Origin of the sequence: Haemophilus influenzae (genome assembly GCF_003494325.1) — a bacterium.
Taxonomy (GTDB): Bacteria; Pseudomonadota; Gammaproteobacteria; order Enterobacterales; family Pasteurellaceae; genus Haemophilus; species Haemophilus influenzae_I.
In genome coordinates this window covers 94,177-116,825 of sequence record NZ_QQIK01000002.1, presented here as the reverse complement: position 1 = coordinate 116,825, position 22,649 = coordinate 94,177, and the positions used below count along the sequence as shown (strand labels likewise).

Sequence of the window (22,649 nt, the reverse complement as noted above, 5' to 3'; positions counted from 1 at the left end):
TTAAAAGGAACAAAAAATGTCAAAACAAATTCAAATTCCTGATATTGGTAGTGATGAAGTTACCGTAACAGAAGTGATGGTAAACGTAGGCGATACCATTTCTGTTGATCAATCTATCATTAACGTTGAAGGCGATAAAGCTTCAATGGAAGTGCCTGCACCAGAAGCGGGTGTTGTAAAAGAAATTTTAGTGAAAGTGGGCGATAAAGTTTCAACTGGTACTCCAATGCTTGTATTAGAAGCGGCAGGTGCTGCTCCAGCAGCTGATGAGCCTACTGCACCAGTGGTTGCTACCGCACCAACGGCTTCAGCTATTGTAGAAGTAAATGTGCCAGATATTGGTGGCGATGAAGTCAATGTAACCGAAATTGTGGTTGCAGTTGGCGATACAATCACTGAAGAACAATCTTTAATTACCGTTGAAGGCGATAAAGCCTCAATGGAAGTTCCTGCTCCATTCGGCGGTGTGGTAAAAGAAATTCTAGTGAAATCAGGCGATAAAGTTTCAACTGGTTCATTAATTATGCGTTTTGAAGTAGCAGGTACAGCTCCAGCAGCAACATCAGCATCAGCTTCAACATCAGCACCACAGGCAGCAGCCTCTGCTCCTACTACACAAGCACCTCAATCAAATAACAACGTATCTGGATTAAGCCAAGAACAAGTAGAAGCAAGTACAGGCTATGCACACGCAACACCTGTAATTCGTCGTTTAGCACGTGAATTTGGCGTAAACTTAGATAAAGTAAAAGGTACAGGTCGTAAAGGTCGTATCGTTAAAGAAGATATCGAAGCTTATGTGAAGACCGCAGTTAAAGCCTATGAAAGCGGTGCAACAGCCCAAGCATCAGGCAATGGCGTAGCAAACGGTGCTGGCTTAGGCTTATTGCCGTGGCCAAAAGTTGATTTCAGTAAATTTGGTGAAATTGAAGAAGTTGAATTAAGTCGTATCAACAAAATTTCAGGTGCTAACTTACATCGTAACTGGGTAATAATTCCACACGTTACTCACTTCGATAAAGCAGATATCACTGATTTAGAAGCCTTCCGTAAAGAACAAAATGTATTAGCAGAAAAACAAAAACTTGGTGTAAAAATCACGCCAGTTGTGTTTATTATGAAAGCAGCGGCAAAAGCATTAGAAGCCTACCCTCGTTTCAACAGCTCAATTACCGAAGATGCACAACGTTTAATCTTGAAAAAATACATTAACATCGGTGTGGCTGTAGATACACCAAATGGCTTAGTCGTTCCAGTGTTCAAAGATGTAAACAAGAAAGGCATCATTGAACTTTCACGTGAATTAATGGAAGTGTCGAAAAAAGCACGTGAAGGCAAATTGACTGCATCAGATATGCAAGGCGGCTGTTTTACCATTTCAAGTCTTGGTGGTATTGGTACAACGCACTTTGCGCCAATCGTAAATGCGCCAGAAGTAGCTATCCTCGGTGTGTCTAAATCATCAATGGAGCCAGTATGGAACGGTAAAGAATTTGCGCCACGCTTAATTCTTCCGATGTCATTATCATTTGACCACCGTGTCATTGATGGTGCAGATGGTGCTCGTTTCATTAGCTATCTTGGCTCTGTTTTAGCAGATTTACGCCGATTAGTAATGTAATCCGTAGGTGGGTTCAGCCCACCTATTAATGAGATCTATTAGAAATCTTTGGTGGGCTGAAGCCCACCCTACAAAGACTACAAAGACCGTAAAAGTGCGGTCAATATTTTTAACGTTTTTACGAGGTAAAAATGAGTAAAGAAATTAAAACCCAAGTCGTTGTACTTGGTGCAGGCCCTGCAGGTTATTCAGCCGCATTCCGTTGTGCGGATTTAGGATTAGAAACTGTTATTGTTGAGCGTTATTCAACCTTAGGTGGGGTGTGTTTAAACGTAGGTTGTATTCCATCTAAAGCGTTATTACACGTTGCAAAAGTAATTGAAGAAGCAAAGCATGCTAATAAAAATGGTATTTATTTTAGTGAACCACGCATTGATCTAGATGAAGTGCGAGCAGGTAAAGAAGCCGTTGTTGCTAAATTAACAAGCGGTTTAGCGGGAATGGCAAAAGCACGTAAAGTGACTGTTGTTGAGGGTTTAGCGACTTTTACCGATTCTCACACATTAGTTGCGCGTGATCGCGATGGAAACCCAACGACTGTTAAATTCGACAATGCCATTATTGCGGCAGGTTCTCGTCCAGTTCAATTACCCTTTATCCCACACGAAGATCCACGTATTTGGGATTCAACAGATGCGCTTAAATTAAAAGAAGTACCGAAAAAACTACTTATTATGGGCGGTGGTATCATCGGTTTAGAAATGGGGACTGTATACAATGCTTTAGGTTCTGAAGTTGAAGTTGTTGAAATGTTCGACCAAGTGATTCCTGCAGCAGATAAAGATGTTGTTGGTATTTACACTAAACAAGTTGAGAAAAAATTCAAGTTAATGCTTGAAACCAAAGTGACTGCAGTTGAAGCAAAAGATGATGGTATCTATGTTTCAATGGAAGGCAAAGCATGTAATGACACCAAACGTTATGATGCAGTACTTGTCGCTATCGGTCGTGTGCCAAATGGTAAATTGATTGATGCAGGTAAAGCAGGCGTTGAAGTAGATGATCGTGGTTTTATTCACGTTGATAAACAAATGCGTACAAATGTGCCACATATCTACGCAATTGGGGATATTGTAGGTCAGCCAATGTTAGCACATAAAGGTGTTCACGAAGGTCACGTTGCCGCAGAAGTCATTGCGGGACAAAAACACTACTTCGATCCTAAAGTAATTCCATCAATCGCTTATACCGAACCAGAAGTGGCGTGGGTAGGTAAAACTGAGAAAGAATGTAAACAAGAAGGCTTAAACTACGAAGTGGCTAAATTCCCTTGGGCTGCATCAGGCCGCGCGATTGCATCTGAATGTTCAGAAGGTATGACGAAGTTAATCTTTGATAAAGATACGCATCGTGTACTGGGCGGTGCAATCGTAGGTTCTAATGGTGGGGAATTATTAGGCGAAATTGGTTTGGCAATTGAAATGGGTTGTGATGCAGAAGATATCGCATTAACTATCCACGCACACCCAACGTTACACGAGTCTGTTGGCTTAGCTGCGGAAGTATTTGAAGGCTCAATTACTGACCTTCCAAATGCAAAAGCGAAGAAAAAATAATTCTTATTGAAGAATTTTTAATTCTGCTTAGATTAAAAATTCCAGCCTAAATAAAAATCCCCAATTGGGGATTTTTATTTTCCTCTCTTTCTATTTTTTTATGATAGAATGCCAATCCAAAAACGTTTCTTTTTTTTACCGCACTTTTGAGCATTATTTATGACTACACAACTTGATTTAATTAAATCTTCTATCAAATCAATTCCTAACTATCCAAAAGAAGGCATTATCTTCCGCGACATTACTACCCTTTTAGAAGTTCCAGCAGCTTTTAAAGCAACAATAGATCTTATTGTGGAACAATATCGCGATAAAGGAATTACCAAAGTGCTTGGAACTGAATCTCGTGGTTTTATTTTTGGTGCCCCCGTTGCCTTAGCACTAGGTTTACCTTTCGAATTAGTACGTAAACCTAAAAAATTACCACGTGAGACTATTTCGCAATCTTATCAATTAGAATATGGTCAAGATACTTTGGAAATGCACGTTGATGCAATTTCAGAAGGTGACAATGTTTTAATTATTGATGATTTATTAGCAACTGGTGGCACCGTTGAAGCGACAGTAAAATTAGTGCAACGTTTAGGTGGAGCGGTAAAACACGCTGCATTTGTGATTAATTTACCTGAATTAGGTGGCGAAAAACGCTTAAATAATTTGGGCGTTGATTGCTATACACTCGTCAATTTTGAAGGTCATTAATTAAGGATTCGATGAGCTATCAAGTCTTAGCCAGAAAATGGCGACCAAAAACTTTTGCTGATGTCGTTGGGCAAGAACATATTATCACGGCATTAGCAAATGGATTAAAAGATAATCGACTACATCACGCTTACCTCTTTTCAGGCACGCGTGGTGTAGGAAAAACCTCTATTGCTAGATTATTCGCAAAAGGATTAAATTGTGTTCACGGTGTAACGGCAACGCCTTGTGGCGAATGTGAAAATTGTAAAGCTATTGAGCAAGGCAATTTTATTGATTTAATTGAAATTGATGCGGCATCTCGCACAAAAGTTGAAGACACGCGTGAATTATTGGATAACGTGCAATATAAACCAGTTGTGGGCAGATTTAAGGTTTACTTAATCGATGAAGTCCATATGCTATCCCGTCATTCATTTAATGCGTTGCTCAAAACTTTAGAAGAACCGCCCGAATATGTAAAATTTTTACTCGCAACAACAGATCCACAAAAACTACCTGTAACTATTCTTTCTCGCTGTTTACAATTTCATCTTAAAGCATTAGATGAAACTCAAATCTCCCAGCATCTTGCCCATATTTTGACGCAAGAAAATATTCCTTTTGAAGAACCTGCATTAGTTAAACTTGCAAAAGCGGCACAAGGAAGTATTCGTGATAGCTTAAGTTTAACGGATCAAGCCATTGCAATGGGCGACCGACAAGTTACAAATAATGTTGTAAGCAATATGTTAGGGTTGCTTGATGATAACTATTCTGTTGATATTTTATACGCCTTACATCAAGGCAATGGCGAACTCTTAATGCGAACACTACAAAGAGTTGCTGATGCGGCAGGCGATTGGGATAAATTACTTGGCGAATGTGCAGAAAAATTACATCAAATTGCGCTTATGCAACTTCTTCCACAAAAATCTTCAGATAACAATGAACATTTTTCATTTTTAGCCAAACACATCTCTCCAGAAAATGTTCAGTTTTTTTATCAAGTCATTGTTTCTGGTAGAAAAGATTTATCAAATGCACCAAATCGTCGTATTGGTGCAGAGATGACATTATTGAGGGCATTGGCATTCCACCCAAAGTTCCTTACGGCAGTACCAAAGGCTAACACTACAATTACGCCACCGCCATCAACGCCAAGTGCGGTTGAAAATACTGGTAATTATGTAGATGTGCCAGTACTGTCGCAAAGTATAAAATCAGCTTATTCTCAAGCAAAACCAAATAAAACGAGCATTCCAAATTTGGCAAGCCTTTCGGCTTTAGATGCGCTGGAACATTTAACACAACTGGAAAACCAAGAACGTCAAGAACACAAAGCTGAATCATTAGCTGCAGTAAGTGAGACTTTACATCACATCCAAGAACTGGACGAAGAAAAATCTTATAAAAAAATGACCGCACTTCCCGTGCGAGAAATGACTGAACCAAAGCCCAAGCACATAGAAAAGCCAACATCACTACCAAATGCCGCACAAGCTCCACAAGAAAATAGCACAGAAGAAAATTCAAGTGATGATAATGCAGAAGTTGCTCAAGATGAACAAGAAATCTTGAGTGCTGACACCTATCGTTGGGAATGGAGCAATCCAGAACTTGCTAAAGCCGATACAGGCGTTCGTCCTTCCGATATAAAACAGGCGATTTTAAAAGATATTACGCCTGAATTACGTTTAAAAATCATCACCCAAACTCAACAACAAGATGAGTGGGCAAATATAGTTGAACGTTCTGGCGTAACAGGATTTAGCAAAGAATTAGCGTTAAATTGTTTCTTACAAAGCAAAACCGATGATGAAATCAATCTTGGACTACATTCAGAAAAATCTCATTTACGCCAAGACAGAAGTATAAAAAATTTGGTTGAAGCTTTAAGTAAATTGCAAGGTAAAGATATTCGATTAACAATCAATCTTGATGATAGCAATGTCACGACGCCAATTGAATATCGCCGTAATATTTATCAAGCATTGCGGGAAAAAGCTCAAAATGAATTGCAAAAAGATAGCAAACTACAAATGTTGCTTAATGAATTTGATGCAAAATTAGACGTAGAGAGTATTCGACCAGTTTAAAAATATTGTGTTTTCCCCTCACAATTTCCCTATCAAATTTATAAAACCATCAGAATATTTTTATTAAACTCTACCATTTTGTATGTTTTTAATCTAAAATTCGTCAATTTGTTTTTTAAGAGTCAAAAGGAGAGTGAAAATGAAACTAGTTGAAGTAAAACACCCACTTGTAAAACACAAACTAGGTGTGATGCGTGAAGCTGAGATTGATACAAAAAAATTCCGTGAACTGGCAACAGAAATTGGTAGCCTATTAACCTATGAAGCAACCTCTGATTTAGAAACTGAAAAAGTAACGATCAACAGTTGGAATGGCCCTGTAGAAATTGATCGAATTAAAGGTAAAAAAGTAACGGTTGTGCCAATTTTACGTGCTGGTTTAGGTATGATGGATGGTGTACTTGAACATGTACCAAGCGCACGTATCAGTGTAGTGGGAATCTACCGTAATGAAGAAACCCTTAAGCCAGTCCCTTATTTTCAAAAATTAGCCAGCGATTTAGAAGAACGTCTTGCAATTGTTGTAGATCCAATGCTTGCAACGGGCGGTTCTATGATTGCAACCCTCGATCTTTTAAAAGCAAAAGGTTGTAAACATATCAAAGTATTAGTGTTAGTGGCTGCACCAGAAGGAATTAAAGCTCTTGAGGCTGCACATCCTGACATTGAACTTTACTGTGCTTCTATTGATAGCCATTTAAATGAACAAGGTTACATTATTCCGGGTCTTGGTGACGCGGGCGATAAAATTTTTGGGACAAAATAATCCCCAAAACAAGACGGCATTTAAGCCGTCTTTTTTCCGTGCGTGAAACACAAGAAAAACTGACCGCACTTTTAAGTTAATTCAAACAGAGAGTTGAAACTAAATGACAAACCAAACTTCTTCTTTTCCTTCGGAAAATCAAAGCAAATTAAAACAATCTTTCGTTGGCCTACAAATGCTTTTTGTTGCATTTGGTGCGCTTGTTCTTGTACCATTAATTACAGGACTTGATTCCAATACGGCATTATTAACCGCTGGCGTTGGCACCCTACTCTTCCAATTTTGCACAGGCAAGCAAGTGCCTATTTTCTTGGCATCATCTTTTGCCTTTATCGCGCCCATTCAATATGGCGTACAAACTTGGGGAATTGCGACTACGATGGGCGGTTTAGCGTTCACTGGTCTTGTTTATTTCGCCTTGAGCACTTTAGTAAAATTACGGGGAGCAGAAGCATTACAACGTTTTTTCCCACCAGTGGTTGTTGGGCCAGTAATTATTATCATTGGCATGGGGCTTGCACCTATTGCGGTGGATATGTCCTTAGGCAAAAACAGTGCCTATGCTTATAACGACGCAGTATTAGTTTCAATGGTAACGCTTCTTACCACTTTATCTGTGGCAGTATTTGCCAAAGGATTGATGAAACTTATTCCAATAATGTTCGGTATTACCGCAGGCTATATTTTGTGTTTATTTCTAGGTTTAATTAATTTCCAACCAGTGATTGATGCGCCTTGGTTCAGTTTGCCCAAATTAACGACACCTGAATTTAACCTAGAAGCCATTCTTTATATGTTACCAATTGCCATTGCCCCCGCCGTAGAACACGTGGGCGGTATTATGGCGATTAGCTCTGTAACAGGTAAAGACTTTTTAAAAAAACCAGGATTACACCGCACTTTATTAGGCGATGGCGTCGCTACCGCTGCTGCCTCTTTAGTTGGTGGTCCGCCTAATACGACTTATGCGGAAGTTACTGGTGCTGTGATGCTAACACGCAACTTTAACCCAAATATTATGACTTGGGCTGCAGTTTGGGCTATTGCGATTTCATTCTGTGGAAAGGTAGGCGCATTCCTATCAACCATTCCAACTATTGTAATGGGTGGAATTATGATGCTTGTTTTCGGTTCAATCGCAGTTGTGGGCATGAGTACCTTAATTCGCGGAAAAGTTGATGTTACCGAAGCTCGTAATCTTTGTATTATTTCTGTCGTAATGACATTTGGTATCGGCAATATGTTTGTAGATGTGGGTAACGTATCACTAAAAGGTATCAGCTTGTGTGCGATTGTTGCTATCATCTTAAACCTTGTTTTACCGAAAGCAAAAAATGAAGTAGAATAAGCCATTTCAAAGGGTTAAATTATCATTTAGCCCTTTCTTACTTAATCTGTACTACATAAACATTTGAATAAGCAACTCCCCTTACCTATTCATCAAATTGATGATGCTACATTAGAGAACTTTTACGGCGATAATAATCTTTTATTGCTCGATTCTTTACGCAAAAATTCATCTGATTTAAAACAACCGTTTTTCTACATTTGGGGAGATAAAGGCTCTGGTAAAACCCATTTACTTAGAGCATTCAGTAACGAATATTTAATCAATCAACGTACTGCTATTTATGTACCCCTTAGCAAATCTCAATATTTTTCTACCGCAGTTCTTGAAAATTTAGAGCAACAAGAATTAGTATGCTTAGATGATTTACAAAGTGTAATCGGAAATGATGAATGGGAATTAGCTATTTTTGATCTGTTTAATCAAATTAAAGCAAGTGGGAAAACGCTTTTACTAATTAGTGCAGATAAATCGCCTTCCGCACTTTCTGTCAAATTGCCTGATTTAAACTCTCGCTTAACTTGGGGGGAAATTTATCAATTAAATTCATTAACAGACGAACAAAAAATCAAAGTACTACAACTCGCAGCTTACCAACGAGGATTCCAATTATCTGACGAAACTGCAAATTTTTTAATTACACGACTAGCACGAGATATGCATACTTTATTTGAAGCACTTGATCTACTAGATAAAGCATCATTACAAGCTCAACGAAATCTTACGATTCCTTTCGTCAAAAAAATTTTGAATCTCTAACAAAAAAGGCACTAATGCGCCTTTTTAATCATCCACCTGATAATTTAACTTTAAACCCTTTTTGCTCTAATAATTGCTTGAGCAAATCTCGTTTTTCCCCTTGAATTTCAATAATACCATTTTTAACTGCTCCACCACATCCACAACGTTTTTTTAATTCAGCAGCTAATTTTTTCAATTCCTCATCAGATAAATCTAAACCAGTTATAACTGATACGCCAGCACCTTTTCTACCACTCGTTTGTTTTTGAATACGTACAACACCGTCTCCTTTTGGGCGAACTACAGAAGCCTTTTCCTCTTTAATTCGACCCACATCTGTTGAATACACTAAAACAGAATCTGACATTTATAATTACCCAATAGATACATTAATAGAACGGAGAACCTCCGCAGGATTATCCGCTTGAGTTATTGGGCGTCCAATAACTAAATAATCTGAACCAGCACGAATTGCTGCGGTAGGTGTCATTACACGTCTTTGATCGCCAAAATCAGTTCCTATTGGACGAATCCCTGGGGTCACTAATTTAAAGTCTTCTCCACAAGCATTACGTAAAATTTCAACTTCTTGCGGAGAGCAAACCACACCATCCAAACCTGCTCGTTGGGTTAAATGAGCTAAGCGTAAAACTTGTTCCATTGGCGATGCATTAATCCCAATTTGTAATAAATCCAAGTCTTCCATACTGGTTAATACCGTCACAGCAATAAGCAATGGCGCATCTTTCCCATAAGGTTCAAGAATTTTCTTCGCGTCTTCCATCATACGCAAGCCACCACTTGCGTGTAAATCCACCATCCATACGCCTAAATCAGCAGCAGAACGAACTGCTCTTGCTACCGTATTTGGAATATCGTGATATTTCAGATCCAAAAAAACATCAAAATTACGTTGATGTAATTGTTTTACAAAATTAATACCAAGTGTAGTAAACATTTCTTTACCCACTTTTAATCGACACAAACTTGGATCAATTTGATCAACTAAAGCAAGAGCCTCTGCTTCTTTCTCGAAATCCAATGCCACAATAATTTTACTTGTCATAATGTTACCTCACTGAGTGTCAATTAATTATGTTCTTGATTTGAAACCGGTTTAATACTTTCCCATTGACGGCAAGATGGGCAATTCCACAATAGCTTATGGATTTGATAACCACAATTTGTACAACGATAAGGCGATGTTTGCTTAATTCGTTCACCAACCATTTTATGTAATAAAATTAAGCTTTCTTTTCCACGCCCGTCTTCTGCATCATCAATTTGATACTGCATAAAACGATGGAAAATTAAAGTACTTGGCTTTTTCGTGAGTTGCTGATAAAGCTTAGCTTGAGCAGCAGACTTGCCATCTTTTTCTTCAATTAATTTGGCTAGTGCCAGCTCTACTTCATCATTATTAATAATTTGACCTGCACGAATTAAAAATAACTCAAAATTATCTAACTGATTTAATTCTTCGTAACAATGTTTTAAAGGTAACAAAATTTCACCCGTATAATCTGGATTTTGCTCCAAAACATTTTCTAATATTTTTACTGCTTGTTGATATTGACCGTCAAGCATTGCTAAATTTGCAAGCAATAAAGAAGCGCGAACACAAGTCGGAGAAACCGACAAAGCCTTTTGTAAAACACTGCGTTTTTCAACCGCACTTTCAGGCTCTAAACTTTGTGAATATTCACAATAACATTGCGCAAGTTCAATATTATTCTCTTGTGGCTTTATTTTAGCGAGTTTTTCAGCAATATTGACTGCTTTTTTCCATTCTTTTGTCTTTTGATAAATCACTAAAAGTTGCTGTAAAGCATTTTCTGCAAACTCAGGTTCATCTACTAGTAAAATATAAAGATTCTCAGCTCGGTCAAAAAAACCAACCACCATAAAATCTCGAGCAAGCTGTTGTTTTGCAAGTAATTTTTGTTCAAAAGTATAATTAGGACTAAGATCTAAAGCTTGATGAATGCGCAATGCGCGATCAACTTCGCCTCGAGAACGAAACAGATTGCCAAGTGTAAGTTCTGCTTCAAATTGAGAGTGACTTTCGATTTCATTTTCGATTTCTTGCTTTTGCAACATATCTAAAAACAAATCTACAGCTTTATCAGTTTGATTGGAAAGTAAAAAATTCACTCCCGTAACATAATCTCGGGAGAGTTTATTACTTACGTCATCTTGATCTTTCTTCGCACTACGCCGCCCCATATACCAACCATAGGCAGCAGCAATAGGCAATAATAGAAAGAGTAATTCTATCATTAAACGACCTTATCGCGCGTAGTCGTCAATTCATTGATTTGTAAAGTCTGACGTTTCACTTGACGAGCTAGTGCCATATTTTTTAATTTTAACTTAATATAGAAAAAAGCAGTAATTAGCCAACCAAGAATTAAACCTAACCCAAATAAAATAGCAACGAGGCTTGAAAGCTGAAACTGACTTTCTGCCACAATATAATTAAATGTAATAATCTGATCGTTATTCGCACCAATGGTAATTGCAACTAACACAATAGCAATAAAGATCACAATACCTAAAATATATTTAATCATTTCATTTCCTTTAAAATATTTGTAACCCAAAATAAACTTTTTAATCAAAAATATTTTAATTAAATTTTAATCAATTAAGCCTGAACATCCACTCGAGCTTTTAATTCTTTACCCGCTTTAAAATATGGAACAGACTTAGCTGATAAGTTTACTGAATCGCCTGTTTTCGGATTTCTTCCCAAACGTGGTTGCCGATGATGTAAAGAAAAGCTACCAAAACCTCGAACTTCAACACGATCACCATTTTCAAGAGATTGAGAAATAAACTCTAAAATATCTTTTACCATATTTTCAATTTCTTTTGCAGGTAAAGTTGGCTGTTTTACTGACAATTTTTCCATAAGTTCTGACTTAGTCATCGTCTATACTTCCTTAATATTACTTAAATTAAGATCTATTGATAATAAATTACACAAATATATTAGCAATAACTCCTAACAAATAAGGCTGGACATCAGCCCAGCCTTATTACGTGAATTAATTATTCACCTTTAGCTGCTTTAAATGCTTCAGCCATTGCATTTGGAATAACAATATCTTCTTGTTTGTTATTTACACTTGCAACTGCCGCAGCTTCTTCAGCTTGATCTTTTGCTTTCACTGATAAGTGAACAATGCGAGATTTACGATCTACTCCAGTGTATTTCGCTTCAACGACATCGCCAACAGCTACTTCACTTGTTAAATCAGCAGAACGGATATAACCTTCAACACCACCTGCTAATTCAACTTTAGCACCTTTAGCATCTGCTTCAACAACAGTTGCAGATACTACCGCACCTTTTTTGTTGATTGCAACAAAGTTATTGAATGGATCTTCTTCAAGTTGTTTAATACCTAAAGAGATACGTTCTTTTACTGCATCAACAGCTAATACAACAGCTGACACTTCGTCACCTTTTTTGTATTGACGAACAGCTTCTTCGCCTGAAATACTCCAAGAAATATCAGATAAGTGAACTAAACCATCGATACCTCCTTCAAGACCGATGAAGATACCGAAATCAGTGATAGACTTGATTTTACCCGTTACTTTATCGCCTTTGTTGTGAGTATCAGCAAACTGAGTCCAAGGGTTAGCTTTACATTGTTTTAAGCCTAAAGAAATACGACGACGTTCTTCATCAATTTCTAATACCATTACTTCTACAGTATCGCCTAAGCTAACCACTTTAGATGGGTGGATATTTTTATTAGTCCAATCCATTTCAGAAACGTGAACTAAACCTTCAACGCCATCTAAGATTTCAACGAAACAGCCATAGTCAGTTAAGTTAGTTACTTTACCTGTTAATTTGCTGTTTACTGGATGATTTTCAGCAATTGCTGCCCATGGATCTTGACCTAATTGTTTTAAGCCTAAAGATACACGAGTACGATCTTTATCGAATTTTAATACTTTAACAGTAACTTCATCGCCAACATTTACGATTTCACTTGGGTGTTTAACACGTTTCCAAGCCATATCTGTGATGTGTAATAAACCATCAACACCACCAAGATCAACGAATGCACCGTACTCAGTTAAGTTTTTAACGACACCTTTAACTTCTGAACCTTCCACAAGATTTTCTAATACTTGTTCACGTTCTTGGCTGTTTTCAGATTCAATTACTGCACGACGAGAAACAACAACGTTGTTACGTTTTTGATCTAATTTGATTACTTTGAATTCTAATTCTTTGCCAAGTAAGTGATCTGCTTCACGCGCTGGACGAGTATCAACTAAAGAACCTGGTAAGAATGCACGAACACCGTTTAACTCAACTGTGAAGCCACCTTTCACTTTGCCGTTGATTAAACCGATAACGGTCGCTTTTTCTTCGTAAGCTTTTTCTAATTCAATCCAAGATTCGTGACGAACCGCTTTCTCACGAGAAAGTTTAGTTTCGCCGAAACCATCTTCAACTGCATCTAATGCAACATTTACAGTATCGCCAACTTGGATTTCAAGTTCGCCTTGTGCATTTAAGAATTCAGCAACTGGAATTGCAGACTCAGATTTTAAACCTGCATCAACAAGCACAAAGCCTTTTTGGATAGCTACTACAGTACCGCTAACGATTGAACCTTGACGAGTTTCAAGGACTTTTAATGATTCTTCAAAAAGTTGAGCAAAAGATTCTGACATATAAATAATCTTCTTAATTTAAGTTAATAACATCCACATTAAAATCCATAAAATGCGGGGTTGAGGATAAATGCTTATTCTTCCTTGAACAAACAGTTAAATCAAAACTGATACCTTTTCTTGAATATAAGCTAACGCCTGATCAATAACTTCATCGATACTCAAGGTTGTACTATCCAATAATAAAGCATCATCTGCTGGTTTTAGCGGCGCAACTTCACGATTTCTATCACGAAAATCACGCTCTTTTATCTCGGCTAAAATCTGTGCAAAGTTACCATTTATTCCTTTATTTTGCAACTGTTTATAGCGTCTTTTTGCACGTTCTTCAGCACTTGCATCTAAAAATAATTTTACTTGTGCATTTGGGAATACAACCGTTCCCATATCTCTGCCGTCCGCAATTAATCCATCATTTTTCGCAAAATCTTGCTGAAGTTGTAATAAAGCTGACCGCACTTTTTGAAAGACTGCTACTTTTGACGCAGCATCTGCCACTTCTTGCGTGCGAATTAAACGGCTCACATCCATTCCTGCAAGCAAAATGCTTACCTCGCCATTTTGAGGAATAAATTGAATATCTAAATGACGGGCTAATTCTGCTAAATCTGTTTCATTTGTTAGATCAGTTTTACGTTGCAACGCTGCCAATGCAGTAACGCGATAAATCGCCCCACTATCCAACAATGCATAGCCCAACTTTTCAGCCAACGCATAACAAAGCGTCCCTTTCCCAGCACCACTAGGCCCATCAACAGTAATAATCATTCCCATACAAATTATCCTTTCATTCTCAAAATTTTGCGCATTATAGAGACAATTGCCCCTCATTACCATCCTAAAGATTATTACTAGCTTTTTTGTATGGCTTATCTAATAAAGTTAATTTCACAAGCTCTAGGAAAGCGTAAACTCCCTTTCAAGCTTTTTCTTAAATTTCAGAAAATCTAACCACATAGAAAAAGGTTTTTAAAAACATTTCAAGGTTTTTTTAATAACTATTGTGGCACTTAAGGACGAAATTCTTTCAGCTAAAGTAGCTCTTTTTTCTATTATTAAATTGGACAATCCTTCTGACGTTCTACACTTCGTTTATACAAAAAACTGAAATTAAGCACGCTAGACATTATGCCTTTTAATATATACGCATTTTTTCAAACTTGTTCTAAAGACTTTTCTACATTACAATAAAAAACGTAGCTATCAATACAAATAATCAAATAATGAGGACAAAGAAATGGCTGAAAATCGTTATGAACTAAATAAAAACTTAGCACAGATGCTCAAAGGTGGTGTTATCATGGATGTTCAAAACCCTGAACAAGCTCGCATTGCAGAAGCTGCTGGTGCAGCTGCAGTGATGGCTTTGGAACGAATTCCTGCAGATATTCGTGCTGTTGGAGGTGTCTCTCGAATGAGCGATCCTAAGATGATCAGGGAAATCCAAGGAGCAGTTAGCATTCCAGTTATGGCAAAAGTTAGAATTGGACATTTCGTTGAGGCTCAGATTTTGGAAGCTATTGAAATTGACTATATCGATGAGAGTGAAGTGCTTTCTCCAGCTGACAACCGTTTCCATGTGGACAAGAAAGAATTCCAAGTACCTTTTGTATGTGGTGCCAAGGATTTGGGCGAGGCCTTGCGTCGTATCGCTGAAGGGGCTTCAATGATTCGTACAAAAGGAGAACCAGGAACAGGAGATATCGTCCAAGCTGTTCGCCATATGCGCATGATGAGTCAAGAAATTCGTCGCATTCAAAATTTACGTGAGGACGAGCTCTATGTTGCGGCCAAAGATTTACAAGTTCCTGTAGAATTGGTTCAATACGTCCATAAGCATGGGAAATTGCCAGTTGTCAACTTCGCAGCTGGAGGAATTGCAACTCCAGCAGATGCGGCCTTGATGATGCAACTTGGCGCAGAGGGTGTCTTTGTTGGTTCAGGTATTTTTAAGTCAGGAGATCCTATAAAACGTGCGAGTGCTATTGTCAAAGCTGTAACTAACTATCGAAATCCACAAATCCTAGCACAAATCTCCGAAGATTTAGGTGAAGCCATGGTTGGTATCAATGAAAATGAAATCCAAATTCTCATGGCTGAGCGAGGAAAATAAATGAAAATCGGAATATTAGCTCTACAAGGTGCCTTTGCGGAACATGCACGAATGCTAGAAAAATTAGGAATTGAAAGTGTCGAACTGAGAAATTTAAAAAATTTTCAACAACATTACAGTGATTTATCAGGTTTGATCCTACCTGGCGGTGAGTCAACCGCCATAGGAAAACTTTTAAGAGAGCTGTATATGCTGGAACCGATAAAACAAGCTATCTCTTCTGGCTTTCCTGTCTTTGGAACTTGTGCTGGTTTGATTCTGTTGGCTAAAGAGATTACTTCTCAGAAAGAGAGTCATTTTGGAACAATGGACATTGTGGTTGAGAGGAATGCCTATGGACGCCAATTGGGAAGTTTCTATACAGAAGCAGATTGCAAGGGGGTTGGTAAAATTCCTATGACTTTTATCAGAGGACCTATTATCAGTAGTGTTGGTAAAAAAGTCAATATTCTTGCAACGGTAAATAATAAAATCGTTGCAGCCCAAGAAAAGAATATGCTGGTAACATCATTTCATCCTGAATTAACAAATAACTTGAGTTTGCATAAGTACTTTATCGATATATGTAAAGTAGCATAAACCATTATCTGCATATCTGCCCTCCCTAGGAAACAAACCATATTGTAGCAATGAGAGCAGATAATTTTCATCAAAAAACCGAACAGTTACTAGACTTAAAACCGAATGCAAGGTAGGATAAGGATGAACAAAAACAAAATTTCTTGTTGTATTGACGAGAGCAAACGCCACTTCGTAATTGGGCTTTCCCCAAAACGAACCAAAATCAACAATCCTAAAGACATTACACACCATTGAGTATTTACAAGGTTTCAATGCGGACTGAATCATCTATGAAAGCACCGACGGCTTGGATCTTACGATTGCCAAAATATTATATCAAGCAGCCCTTTTCGTGCTCATTGCCAATCCACGACAAATCAATCACTTTACAATGTCACATTTAGTAACCAACAATTACTGTACAAGTGTAGACTGGAATAAGTCAAATAATTTTGCGGTAAACATCAGATAATTTGCTGACCTTATTTTGATGAGTTGGCTCTATCTAAGAAGAGGAAATAATAAACAAGCGGTCACATTTGACATCTTTTTTGCATTTTAGAGGTTTATTCCGCCCAGTATTTTTTCCTCGTCGTTTTACCAATACCTGGATTAAAGCTATTGGTTGGATCCAACTCTTTATAGAATTTTCTCAAGGTTGGTTTAGCCTCGTATAAATGCCCTACATTGTGTTCGGCTGGGTATTGCGCACCACGCTTGTCAAGTAATTTCAACATTTCGTATTCTAGTTCTTCATAATCATAACCTTTTTTTACAATGTAATCTTGGTGAAAGACATGGCACATAAAATGTCCGTAGTAAAGTTTAGAGATAATTCTGTTATCAATTTCTGGCGGTAACACTTCAAACCAATCTTGATCATTGCGACGTAATGCAACATCTAAAGCAACTATTTCTTCTACTTCTTTTTCGTGAATTGCACGATAACGAATTGCAGCACTTGCAACAGCGAAACGATGAAGCATTGCAGCTTGGGTTTCGATTGCATTGCATTCAAAATAGCCACCTTTTGAGCCATCTGCAATGTAGGATTCCAAATATTCACGGGCTTCTTGAATGCCTTTTCCACCCATTTTGATAATTAAGTGATGCTCGTATTTGTTGCGATAATCCCATAAGCTTTGTGGAAGATGTTCTGGGATGAATTTAGACACAGTTTGCATAAATTTATCGCTTAAATGTTGTGGTAAAAAGAAGAATTTTTTGCCGATGCGATCCACGTTTGATTTTAAGGAAAAGAGTTTTGGTAGCCAATGTGTACCAAACTTTTTAATGACCCAAAAGGTATCTTTGCCATATTTTGCTGCGATGTCAAATGCATCACGATGGATATATTCACCTGAAATGGGTAGCACTTCGAAGTTTACTAACATGTGGCGACGAATATCGCTCAACACAGAAGTTTGATTGGTGCCGATATAGAAAACAGCCGTCTCTTTTTCAAGCGGAAAGGTGTCTAAACGAACCGCAAAGACAGCAAGTTTTCCTGCACAGCCTGAGGCTTCATAGTGGCGAGCTGGGTCGGCATTAAAACGAGCAGGGGAGCCTTCATCAACTTGACGAACATAGTTGCAGTAGTAATGGTCGTGACCATGTCCGCAATCTTGTCGAATATCTTTAACCTGATAACGTTTTTCTTGTAGATTAGTTAAAATTTCTTCAGGAGTTTCTCCTAAATCAATGCCTAAATGATTTTTTAGTTCTAATTCACCTTTTTCATTAAGTTGAGCGTAAAGTGCCATTTCTGTATAGGCTGGTCCACGTTGAACTAATGCTCCACCTGAGTTGTTACAAATCCCACCAATAACTGATGCACCAATGCAAGATGAGCCAATAACAGAGTGGGGTTCACGACCAAACGGTTTAAGTTGATTTTCTAATTCATTGAGTGTAGAGCCTGGTAAGCAAATAACTTGGGAAGCGTTATTGATGAGTTGGATTCCGTCAATTCGCATTGTATTGATGACGACAATATCGCGATCATAATCATTGCCATCTGGTGTAGAGCCACCAGTTAAACCTGTATTCGCCGCTTGGTTTATAACAATAACATCATGTTCAACGCAAACTTTTACAATGTTCCAAAACTCAAGTAGAGTGGCAGGGCGAACAACAGCTAGGGCGTTTCCTGTTCCAAATCGATAACCACTTCGATAAGCTTCTGTTTTAGTTGGATCAGTAATAATATAACGAGAGCCAACAATATCGGTCAGTCGTGAAATGAGTTGTTGAACAGACATTTTATTATCCTCTTGTAATAAGAATTAATAGCACTATAACAGAATAATTCCCATTTGGATAAGGATATTTTAGGCTTTAATCGGTGTTTTTTTGGAATTGCTCTGCATATAAAGAAAATTCTCTCTTTGAGGGTAAATTGGGATGAGGTAGTTTTTGAAGTGAATTTTAAGCACAATAAAAAAAACATCAGAATTTTTAGCCGCACTTTCTAAAGTATCCGCTAATTTACATAAATGATTTAACCCTACCTATGCTGCTACTCTTTTAATTTTATGAACAGTATTTTCTGTTTCTTTCATATTATCTTTTGATAATTGAGTAAGATAATTAGGCATGGTTTGTTTGAATAAAGATAAATTTTTTAAAATTTTGGATTTACCATGCGTTTCAATCAATGCTAAATCAAACTGTTCTGAAAGCTCATTATCATCATTCATTTCTATAATAGATTCGCTTTCATCTGCAAAAAATTGCTGTAGACAATGGTGTAAATCCTTAATTGAAATGAGTTTACGTAATATGCCATCCATTCCAATTTCTTAATGTTCCTGCTCGCTTTACATAACATTGACGGTAAAAAATCATAAATACCATTCTAATAGTTTTCTCGCAAATGTTGGGCGATTTCTATAATTTCACAAATCTTTTTACATAAATTTGGGGTTTATTTAACAGTGAAATTATGGCTTATAATTTAGTGCTAAGTCCGAACTTTGAGTAAATTAACCAAATGATGAAACAAGCCGTAGCAAGGCTTGATGAAGCAAAACCGATTTTACATTCCGACCAAGGTTGGCAATATCAGATGATAGATTATCAACACATACTCAGGGAGAATGGCATTCAAAGTATGTCAAGGAAGGGAAATTGTTTAGATAACGGTAGAATGGAAAGCTTCTTTAGATGTTTTAATAACTGGAAAAAAAGCTCCATGAGCGTATTCAGAAGAGGCTAAAGACTGAGCCCTGTGAATGACAGAACTCAGTCCTTGAGCTAAATAAGTCTAACTTTTTGGGGGCAGATCATTTATCAATAAACTGATCAAAAAACCGAACTTAATGTTCGGTTTTCTTTTTCATTACATAATTCGACGCGATTGAGTGTAGGTTCTAGCCCAATATTTTTCATCAAGGGAACTTATTGTCACGCCTTGCCCTGTACTTACGTGCATAAATTGGTTATTACCAATATAAACACCAACGTGATTATTTTTACGGAAGAAAACTAAATCGCCTTTTTTAAGTTCTGATTTATTAATTTTTCTACCTAAATGACGCTGTTCAGCCGTAGAACGAGGCAATTCAATACCAAAAACTTCAGAAAAAGTAGTTTGCATAAATGCTGAACAATCAATACCACGTTTAGTCGTACCGCCCATACGATAGCGAGTGCCAACCCATTCATTATAAACACTGGCTAGAGCCTTATCGCCCATCAAAGCAGAGGAACGGTTTGTTCTCACTTTGTGAAAAATGCCTGTTCGATTATCTTTTTCTAAATTATTAATTAAACCAGTTAATTGAATATCATCATTTTCTGAAATAACCTGATGACTTACCGTTCGTGGTACATTAGAACAAGCGGTTGCTAATACAGCTAAACCAATAATAACTAAAATTCTTTTCAACATAATTTCAAATAATTAAAAGAAATAAAATTTCGCAGCGGCTATCAAAATTTGAATAAAATTGCCAGTAAAAATCCAATTCTAATGGAATTTTTGTGATCTTTTACACAATGACTTAATTTGTTCCACCAACAGTAATTTCATCAATTTTTAGTGCTGGCTGTCCTACGCCAACAGGTACACTTTGTCCCTCTTTACCACAAACCCCGATACCTAAATCAAGCTCTGATTTATCTGCAACCATAGAAATTTTTTGCATCACTTCAATGCCACTGCCAATTAAAGTTGCACCCTTAACTGGTTTCGTGATTTTTCCTTTTTCAATTAAATAAGCTTCTGAAGTGGAAAATACAAATTTACCAGAGGTAATATCCACTTGCCCTCCACCAAAGTGCGGTGCATAAATCCCCTGTTTTACAGAAGCAATCAAATCATCAAACTGACTTTGTCCAGCAAGCATATAGGTGTTAGTCATTCTAGGCATTGGTAAATGGGCGTAAGACTCACGTCGTCCATTTCCTGTTGGAGCAACGCCCATCAAACGGGCATTCATTTTATCTTGCATGTAACCTTGCAAAATCCCGTCTTTGATGAGTACATTGCACTGGCTTGGTACACCTTCATCATCAATAGTCAATGAACCTCGACGATTTTTAATCGTGCCATCATCCACAATTGTACATAATGGAGAAGTTACTTGTTCGCCAATCTTACCAGTAAAAAGTGAACTTTCTTTACGGTTAAAATCGCCTTCTAAACCATGCCCAACAGCCTCGTGTAACAGCACACCAGGCCAACCTGCGCCTAACACAACTGGCATTAATCCTGCAGGTGCTGCAACTGCACTAAGGTTTACTAAGGCTTGACGAACCGCTTCTTTAGCAAATCGTACTGCTCTAATATCGCCATCAATCACTTCAAAGAACCAATCTAAACTGAAACGCCCACCAGAACCACAACTTCCTCGTTCACGTTTTCTATTTTCCTCTACTAACACAGAAATAGATAAGCGAACTAAAGGACGAATATCTGCGGCTAATGTGCCATCTGTCGCCATAATTAATACTTCTTCATAAACGGAACTGAGGCTTGCTGAAACCTTGGTTACACGATGATCTTCTGCGCGTGCTGTACGATCAACCAAATGTAATAGCTCAATTTTTTTCTCTTTAGTCAAACTTTCCAAAGGATTAATCGCCGCATAACGAGCAATAGGATTTACAACATTAAAAGCGGATGGCGAAATCAAATTCCCCTGTTTGACTTGCGCGATCCCCTTTACCGCCTCCGCACATTGCTGCAAAGAAGCAAGATTAATTTGATCGGCATAAGCAAACCCCGTTTTCTCGCCAGAAACTGCCCGCACACCAACGCCACGATCAATATGAAAACCGCCTTCTTTTATAATGCCGTCTTCTAATACCCAACTTTCATCTTGGCTAAGTTGAAAATACAGATCGGCATAATCAATATTGCGATGCGACATAACATCAAAAATATTGAGTAATGTTTGAGTTGAAAGATTGCTTGGTGTGAGTAATGTATTTGAAACTTGGTTTAACATATTTTTTCCAGTCTAAAGTAAATATCTTGTGAGTGCTTGTATCCGTTTAATACAACAGCACAGATTAAAATCGGATTAATAAAGTGCGGTTGATTTTGAGGTTATTTTTCCAAATGCGCTAATCCAAATTGATACAAAGCATTCTTCTTATAACTATACAACTCAGCAACTATAGCTGCTGCTTTTTTAAGTGGCAATTCTTCTGCAATTAACTCAAGTGCCTTTACCGCTTGTGGCGAAATTTCATCGTTATTGTCAGACTTTGGTTTGCTTTCCACAATCAAAACCATCTCGCCTTTTGTACGATTGGGATCTTCTAAAAGCCATTCGCGTAAATTTTTAATCGTATTCCCCGTAATCGTTTCCCAAGTTTTAGTCATTTCACGGGCTAACACAATATAGCGTTCTTCCCCTAGCACCGCTTGCATATCTTCTAGTGTATCTAAAATACGGTGAGTGGATTCATAAAAAATCAAAGTGCGGTCTTCTTCTGCGATATTTTCTAATTTATCTTTGCGCGCTTTACTTTTCGCGGGTAAAAAACCCTCAAAACAAAATCTATCAGAAGCAATCCCCGATGCACAAAGAGCGGTAATTGCCGCACAAGCTCCTGGCAAAGGCACAACTCGAATACCAGCTTCACGGCATTGGCGTACTAAATGAAAACCAGGGTCACTGATTAATGGCGTCCCCGCATCAGAAATCAAGGCAATATTACTCCCCTGCTTGAGCTTTTCCACCAAAATATGCGCTTTTTCTTGTTCGTTATGATCGTGCAAAGCAAAAAATGGCTTCTTAATGCCGTAATGGCTCAATAAAAGTCCACTATGGCGAGTATCTTCTGCTGCAATTAAATCCACTTGAGCAAAAGTCTCTAAAGCACGCTGGGTAATATCCTGTAAATTGCCAATGGGTGTGGCAACAATGTATAAAATTCCGGTTAAATCAGTCATTTTTGTTTGCTTTTAAGTTATGAGATAAGTAAGATTTGCTACAACTATTGTCT

The 22,649-nt window shown here is 37.7% G+C and carries 21 protein-coding genes and 1 pseudogene; 10 read left to right on the top strand and 12 right to left on the bottom strand.

Annotation, left to right across the window (positions count from 1 at the left end; all coding sequences use genetic code 11):
- Nucleotides 1-16: 16 nt before the first annotated feature.
- The 7 genes from aceF (at nucleotide 17) to hda (ending at nucleotide 8,830) form a co-directional block, all read left to right on the top strand.
- Nucleotides 17-1,621, top strand: a complete 1,605-nt coding sequence (gene aceF, locus DV356_RS03795) for a pyruvate dehydrogenase complex dihydrolipoyllysine-residue acetyltransferase (RefSeq protein ID WP_118806530.1) — start codon at nucleotides 17-19, stop codon at nucleotides 1,619-1,621.
- 131 nt (nucleotides 1,622-1,752) lie between these two features.
- Nucleotides 1,753-3,177 (top strand): dihydrolipoyl dehydrogenase, encoded by a 1,425-nt coding sequence (gene lpdA, locus DV356_RS03790; protein WP_118806529.1) that lies wholly within the window; start codon nucleotides 1,753-1,755, stop codon nucleotides 3,175-3,177.
- Nucleotides 3,178-3,336: 159 nt separating this feature from the next.
- The gene (gene apt / locus DV356_RS03785) at nucleotides 3,337-3,879 is read left to right on the top strand and encodes an adenine phosphoribosyltransferase (RefSeq protein WP_005650156.1); all 543 of its coding nucleotides are present in this window, start codon (nucleotides 3,337-3,339) and stop codon (nucleotides 3,877-3,879) included.
- Between the two features lie 11 nt (nucleotides 3,880-3,890).
- A complete protein-coding gene (gene dnaX, locus DV356_RS03780; RefSeq protein ID WP_118806528.1) occupies nucleotides 3,891-5,957 on the top strand; it encodes a DNA polymerase III subunit gamma/tau in 2,067 nt (688 codons plus the stop codon).
- 139 nt (nucleotides 5,958-6,096) lie between these two features.
- Nucleotides 6,097-6,723 carry a uracil phosphoribosyltransferase gene (gene upp / locus DV356_RS03775; protein ID WP_005657618.1) on the top strand — a complete coding sequence of 209 codons (627 nt, stop codon included), beginning with the start codon at nucleotides 6,097-6,099 and terminating at the stop codon, nucleotides 6,721-6,723.
- Nucleotides 6,724-6,826: 103 nt separating this feature from the next.
- The gene (locus DV356_RS03770; protein WP_118806527.1) at nucleotides 6,827-8,071 is read left to right on the top strand and encodes a nucleobase:cation symporter-2 family protein; all 1,245 of its coding nucleotides are present in this window, start codon (nucleotides 6,827-6,829) and stop codon (nucleotides 8,069-8,071) included.
- A 63-nt stretch (nucleotides 8,072-8,134) separates the two neighbouring features.
- Nucleotides 8,135-8,830 (top strand): DnaA regulatory inactivator Hda, encoded by a 696-nt coding sequence (gene hda / locus DV356_RS03765; RefSeq protein ID WP_074030104.1) that lies wholly within the window; start codon nucleotides 8,135-8,137, stop codon nucleotides 8,828-8,830.
- Nucleotides 8,831-8,858: 28 nt separating this feature from the next.
- On the opposite strand, the gene yciH is transcribed toward hda, so the two are convergent.
- The 7 genes from yciH to cmk form a co-directional block, all read right to left on the bottom strand.
- Nucleotides 8,859-9,179: a stress response translation initiation inhibitor YciH gene (gene yciH / locus DV356_RS03760; RefSeq protein ID WP_005663537.1), complete on the bottom strand. Its 321-nt coding sequence runs from the start codon at nucleotides 9,177-9,179 to the stop codon at nucleotides 8,859-8,861.
- A gap of 6 nt (nucleotides 9,180-9,185) precedes the next feature.
- Nucleotides 9,186-9,878 (bottom strand): orotidine-5'-phosphate decarboxylase, encoded by a 693-nt coding sequence (gene pyrF / locus DV356_RS03755; RefSeq protein WP_005667227.1) that lies wholly within the window; start codon nucleotides 9,876-9,878, stop codon nucleotides 9,186-9,188.
- Between the two features lie 23 nt (nucleotides 9,879-9,901).
- Nucleotides 9,902-11,092 (bottom strand): lipopolysaccharide assembly protein LapB, encoded by a 1,191-nt coding sequence (lapB, locus tag DV356_RS03750; RefSeq protein WP_118806526.1) that lies wholly within the window; start codon nucleotides 11,090-11,092, stop codon nucleotides 9,902-9,904.
- Entirely contained in the window at nucleotides 11,092-11,385 is a 294-nt protein-coding gene (locus DV356_RS03745) for a LapA family protein (RefSeq protein WP_005650128.1), read from the bottom strand. The genes lapB and DV356_RS03745 overlap by 1 nt, the downstream gene beginning before the upstream one ends.
- Nucleotides 11,386-11,459: 74 nt before the next feature.
- Nucleotides 11,460-11,744: an integration host factor subunit beta gene (locus DV356_RS03740; RefSeq protein WP_118806525.1), complete on the bottom strand. Its 285-nt coding sequence runs from the start codon at nucleotides 11,742-11,744 to the stop codon at nucleotides 11,460-11,462.
- Between the two features lie 122 nt (nucleotides 11,745-11,866).
- Nucleotides 11,867-13,516, bottom strand: coding sequence for a 30S ribosomal protein S1 (gene rpsA, locus DV356_RS03735; protein WP_005650125.1), 1,650 nt, complete (start codon nucleotides 13,514-13,516; stop codon nucleotides 11,867-11,869).
- Between the two features lie 96 nt (nucleotides 13,517-13,612).
- The gene (gene cmk / locus DV356_RS03730) at nucleotides 13,613-14,290 is read right to left on the bottom strand and encodes a (d)CMP kinase (protein WP_114890267.1); all 678 of its coding nucleotides are present in this window, start codon (nucleotides 14,288-14,290) and stop codon (nucleotides 13,613-13,615) included.
- 463 nt (nucleotides 14,291-14,753) lie between these two features.
- Here cmk and pdxS point away from each other — a divergent pair, with 463 nt between their 5' ends.
- Both pdxS and pdxT read left to right on the top strand, forming a co-directional pair.
- Nucleotides 14,754-15,629 (top strand): pyridoxal 5'-phosphate synthase lyase subunit PdxS, encoded by an 876-nt coding sequence (gene pdxS / locus DV356_RS03725; RefSeq protein WP_118806524.1) that lies wholly within the window; start codon nucleotides 14,754-14,756, stop codon nucleotides 15,627-15,629.
- On the top strand, nucleotides 15,630-16,208 hold the full coding sequence (pdxT, locus tag DV356_RS03720; RefSeq protein ID WP_005687358.1) for a pyridoxal 5'-phosphate synthase glutaminase subunit PdxT: 579 nt from the start codon (nucleotides 15,630-15,632) through the stop codon (nucleotides 16,206-16,208).
- Between the two features lie 548 nt (nucleotides 16,209-16,756).
- Here pdxT and dld read toward each other — a convergent pair.
- Complete coding sequence (gene dld / locus DV356_RS03715) at nucleotides 16,757-18,451, bottom strand: D-lactate dehydrogenase (RefSeq protein ID WP_005694374.1); 1,695 nt, start codon at nucleotides 18,449-18,451, stop codon at nucleotides 16,757-16,759.
- A 249-nt stretch (nucleotides 18,452-18,700) separates the two neighbouring features.
- Nucleotides 18,701-18,982 (bottom strand): Hpt domain-containing protein, encoded by a 282-nt coding sequence (locus DV356_RS03710; protein ID WP_042600832.1) that lies wholly within the window; start codon nucleotides 18,980-18,982, stop codon nucleotides 18,701-18,703.
- 134 nt (nucleotides 18,983-19,116) lie between these two features.
- Here DV356_RS03710 and DV356_RS03705 point away from each other — a divergent pair.
- A pseudogene (locus DV356_RS03705) lies at nucleotides 19,117-19,449 on the top strand (transposase); the annotation flags it as partial.
- Nucleotides 19,450-19,530: 81 nt separating this feature from the next.
- Here DV356_RS03705 and DV356_RS03700 read toward each other — a convergent pair.
- The 3 genes from DV356_RS03700 to rsmI all read right to left on the bottom strand — a co-directional run bounded on the left by DV356_RS03700 (nucleotide 19,531) and on the right by rsmI (nucleotide 22,596).
- Nucleotides 19,531-20,082 carry an NlpC/P60 family protein gene (locus DV356_RS03700; RefSeq protein ID WP_038439704.1) on the bottom strand — a complete coding sequence of 184 codons (552 nt, stop codon included), beginning with the start codon at nucleotides 20,080-20,082 and terminating at the stop codon, nucleotides 19,531-19,533.
- 112 nt (nucleotides 20,083-20,194) lie between these two features.
- Nucleotides 20,195-21,643 carry a metalloprotease TldD gene (tldD, locus tag DV356_RS03695; RefSeq protein ID WP_038439703.1) on the bottom strand — a complete coding sequence of 483 codons (1,449 nt, stop codon included), beginning with the start codon at nucleotides 21,641-21,643 and terminating at the stop codon, nucleotides 20,195-20,197.
- Nucleotides 21,644-21,744: 101 nt separating this feature from the next.
- Nucleotides 21,745-22,596, bottom strand: a complete 852-nt coding sequence (gene rsmI, locus DV356_RS03690) for a 16S rRNA (cytidine(1402)-2'-O)-methyltransferase (RefSeq protein WP_118806523.1) — start codon at nucleotides 22,594-22,596, stop codon at nucleotides 21,745-21,747.
- Between the last annotated feature and the right edge of the window lie 53 nt (nucleotides 22,597-22,649).

What these genes read in the sequence shown, in the direction of transcription:
- aceF (WP_118806530.1), top strand. Translation starts at nt 17, where the DNA reads ATGTCAAAACAAATTCAAATTCCTGATATTGGTAGTGATGAAGTTACC.
- lpdA (WP_118806529.1), top strand. Translation starts at nt 1,753, where the DNA reads ATGAGTAAAGAAATTAAAACCCAAGTCGTTGTACTTGGTGCAGGCCCT.
- apt (WP_005650156.1), top strand. Translation starts at nt 3,337, where the DNA reads ATGACTACACAACTTGATTTAATTAAATCTTCTATCAAATCAATTCCT.
- dnaX (WP_118806528.1), top strand. Translation starts at nt 3,891, where the DNA reads ATGAGCTATCAAGTCTTAGCCAGAAAATGGCGACCAAAAACTTTTGCT.
- upp (WP_005657618.1), top strand. Translation starts at nt 6,097, where the DNA reads ATGAAACTAGTTGAAGTAAAACACCCACTTGTAAAACACAAACTAGGT.
- DV356_RS03770 (WP_118806527.1), top strand. Translation starts at nt 6,827, where the DNA reads ATGACAAACCAAACTTCTTCTTTTCCTTCGGAAAATCAAAGCAAATTA.
- yciH (WP_005663537.1), bottom strand. Translation starts at nt 9,179, where the DNA reads ATGTCAGATTCTGTTTTAGTGTATTCAACAGATGTGGGTCGAATTAAA.
- pyrF (WP_005667227.1), bottom strand. Translation starts at nt 9,878, where the DNA reads ATGACAAGTAAAATTATTGTGGCATTGGATTTCGAGAAAGAAGCAGAG.
- lapB (WP_118806526.1), bottom strand. Translation starts at nt 11,092, where the DNA reads ATGATAGAATTACTCTTTCTATTATTGCCTATTGCTGCTGCCTATGGT.
- DV356_RS03745 (WP_005650128.1), bottom strand. Translation starts at nt 11,385, where the DNA reads ATGATTAAATATATTTTAGGTATTGTGATCTTTATTGCTATTGTGTTA.
- DV356_RS03740 (WP_118806525.1), bottom strand. Translation starts at nt 11,744, where the DNA reads ATGACTAAGTCAGAACTTATGGAAAAATTGTCAGTAAAACAGCCAACT.
- rpsA (WP_005650125.1), bottom strand. Translation starts at nt 13,516, where the DNA reads ATGTCAGAATCTTTTGCTCAACTTTTTGAAGAATCATTAAAAGTCCTT.
- cmk (WP_114890267.1), bottom strand. Translation starts at nt 14,290, where the DNA reads ATGGGAATGATTATTACTGTTGATGGGCCTAGTGGTGCTGGGAAAGGG.
- pdxS (WP_118806524.1), top strand. Translation starts at nt 14,754, where the DNA reads ATGGCTGAAAATCGTTATGAACTAAATAAAAACTTAGCACAGATGCTC.
- pdxT (WP_005687358.1), top strand. Translation starts at nt 15,630, where the DNA reads ATGAAAATCGGAATATTAGCTCTACAAGGTGCCTTTGCGGAACATGCA.
- dld (WP_005694374.1), bottom strand. Translation starts at nt 18,451, where the DNA reads ATGTCTGTTCAACAACTCATTTCACGACTGACCGATATTGTTGGCTCT.
- DV356_RS03710 (WP_042600832.1), bottom strand. Translation starts at nt 18,982, where the DNA reads ATGGATGGCATATTACGTAAACTCATTTCAATTAAGGATTTACACCAT.
- DV356_RS03700 (WP_038439704.1), bottom strand. Translation starts at nt 20,082, where the DNA reads ATGTTGAAAAGAATTTTAGTTATTATTGGTTTAGCTGTATTAGCAACC.
- tldD (WP_038439703.1), bottom strand. Translation starts at nt 21,643, where the DNA reads ATGTTAAACCAAGTTTCAAATACATTACTCACACCAAGCAATCTTTCA.
- rsmI (WP_118806523.1), bottom strand. Translation starts at nt 22,596, where the DNA reads ATGACTGATTTAACCGGAATTTTATACATTGTTGCCACACCCATTGGC.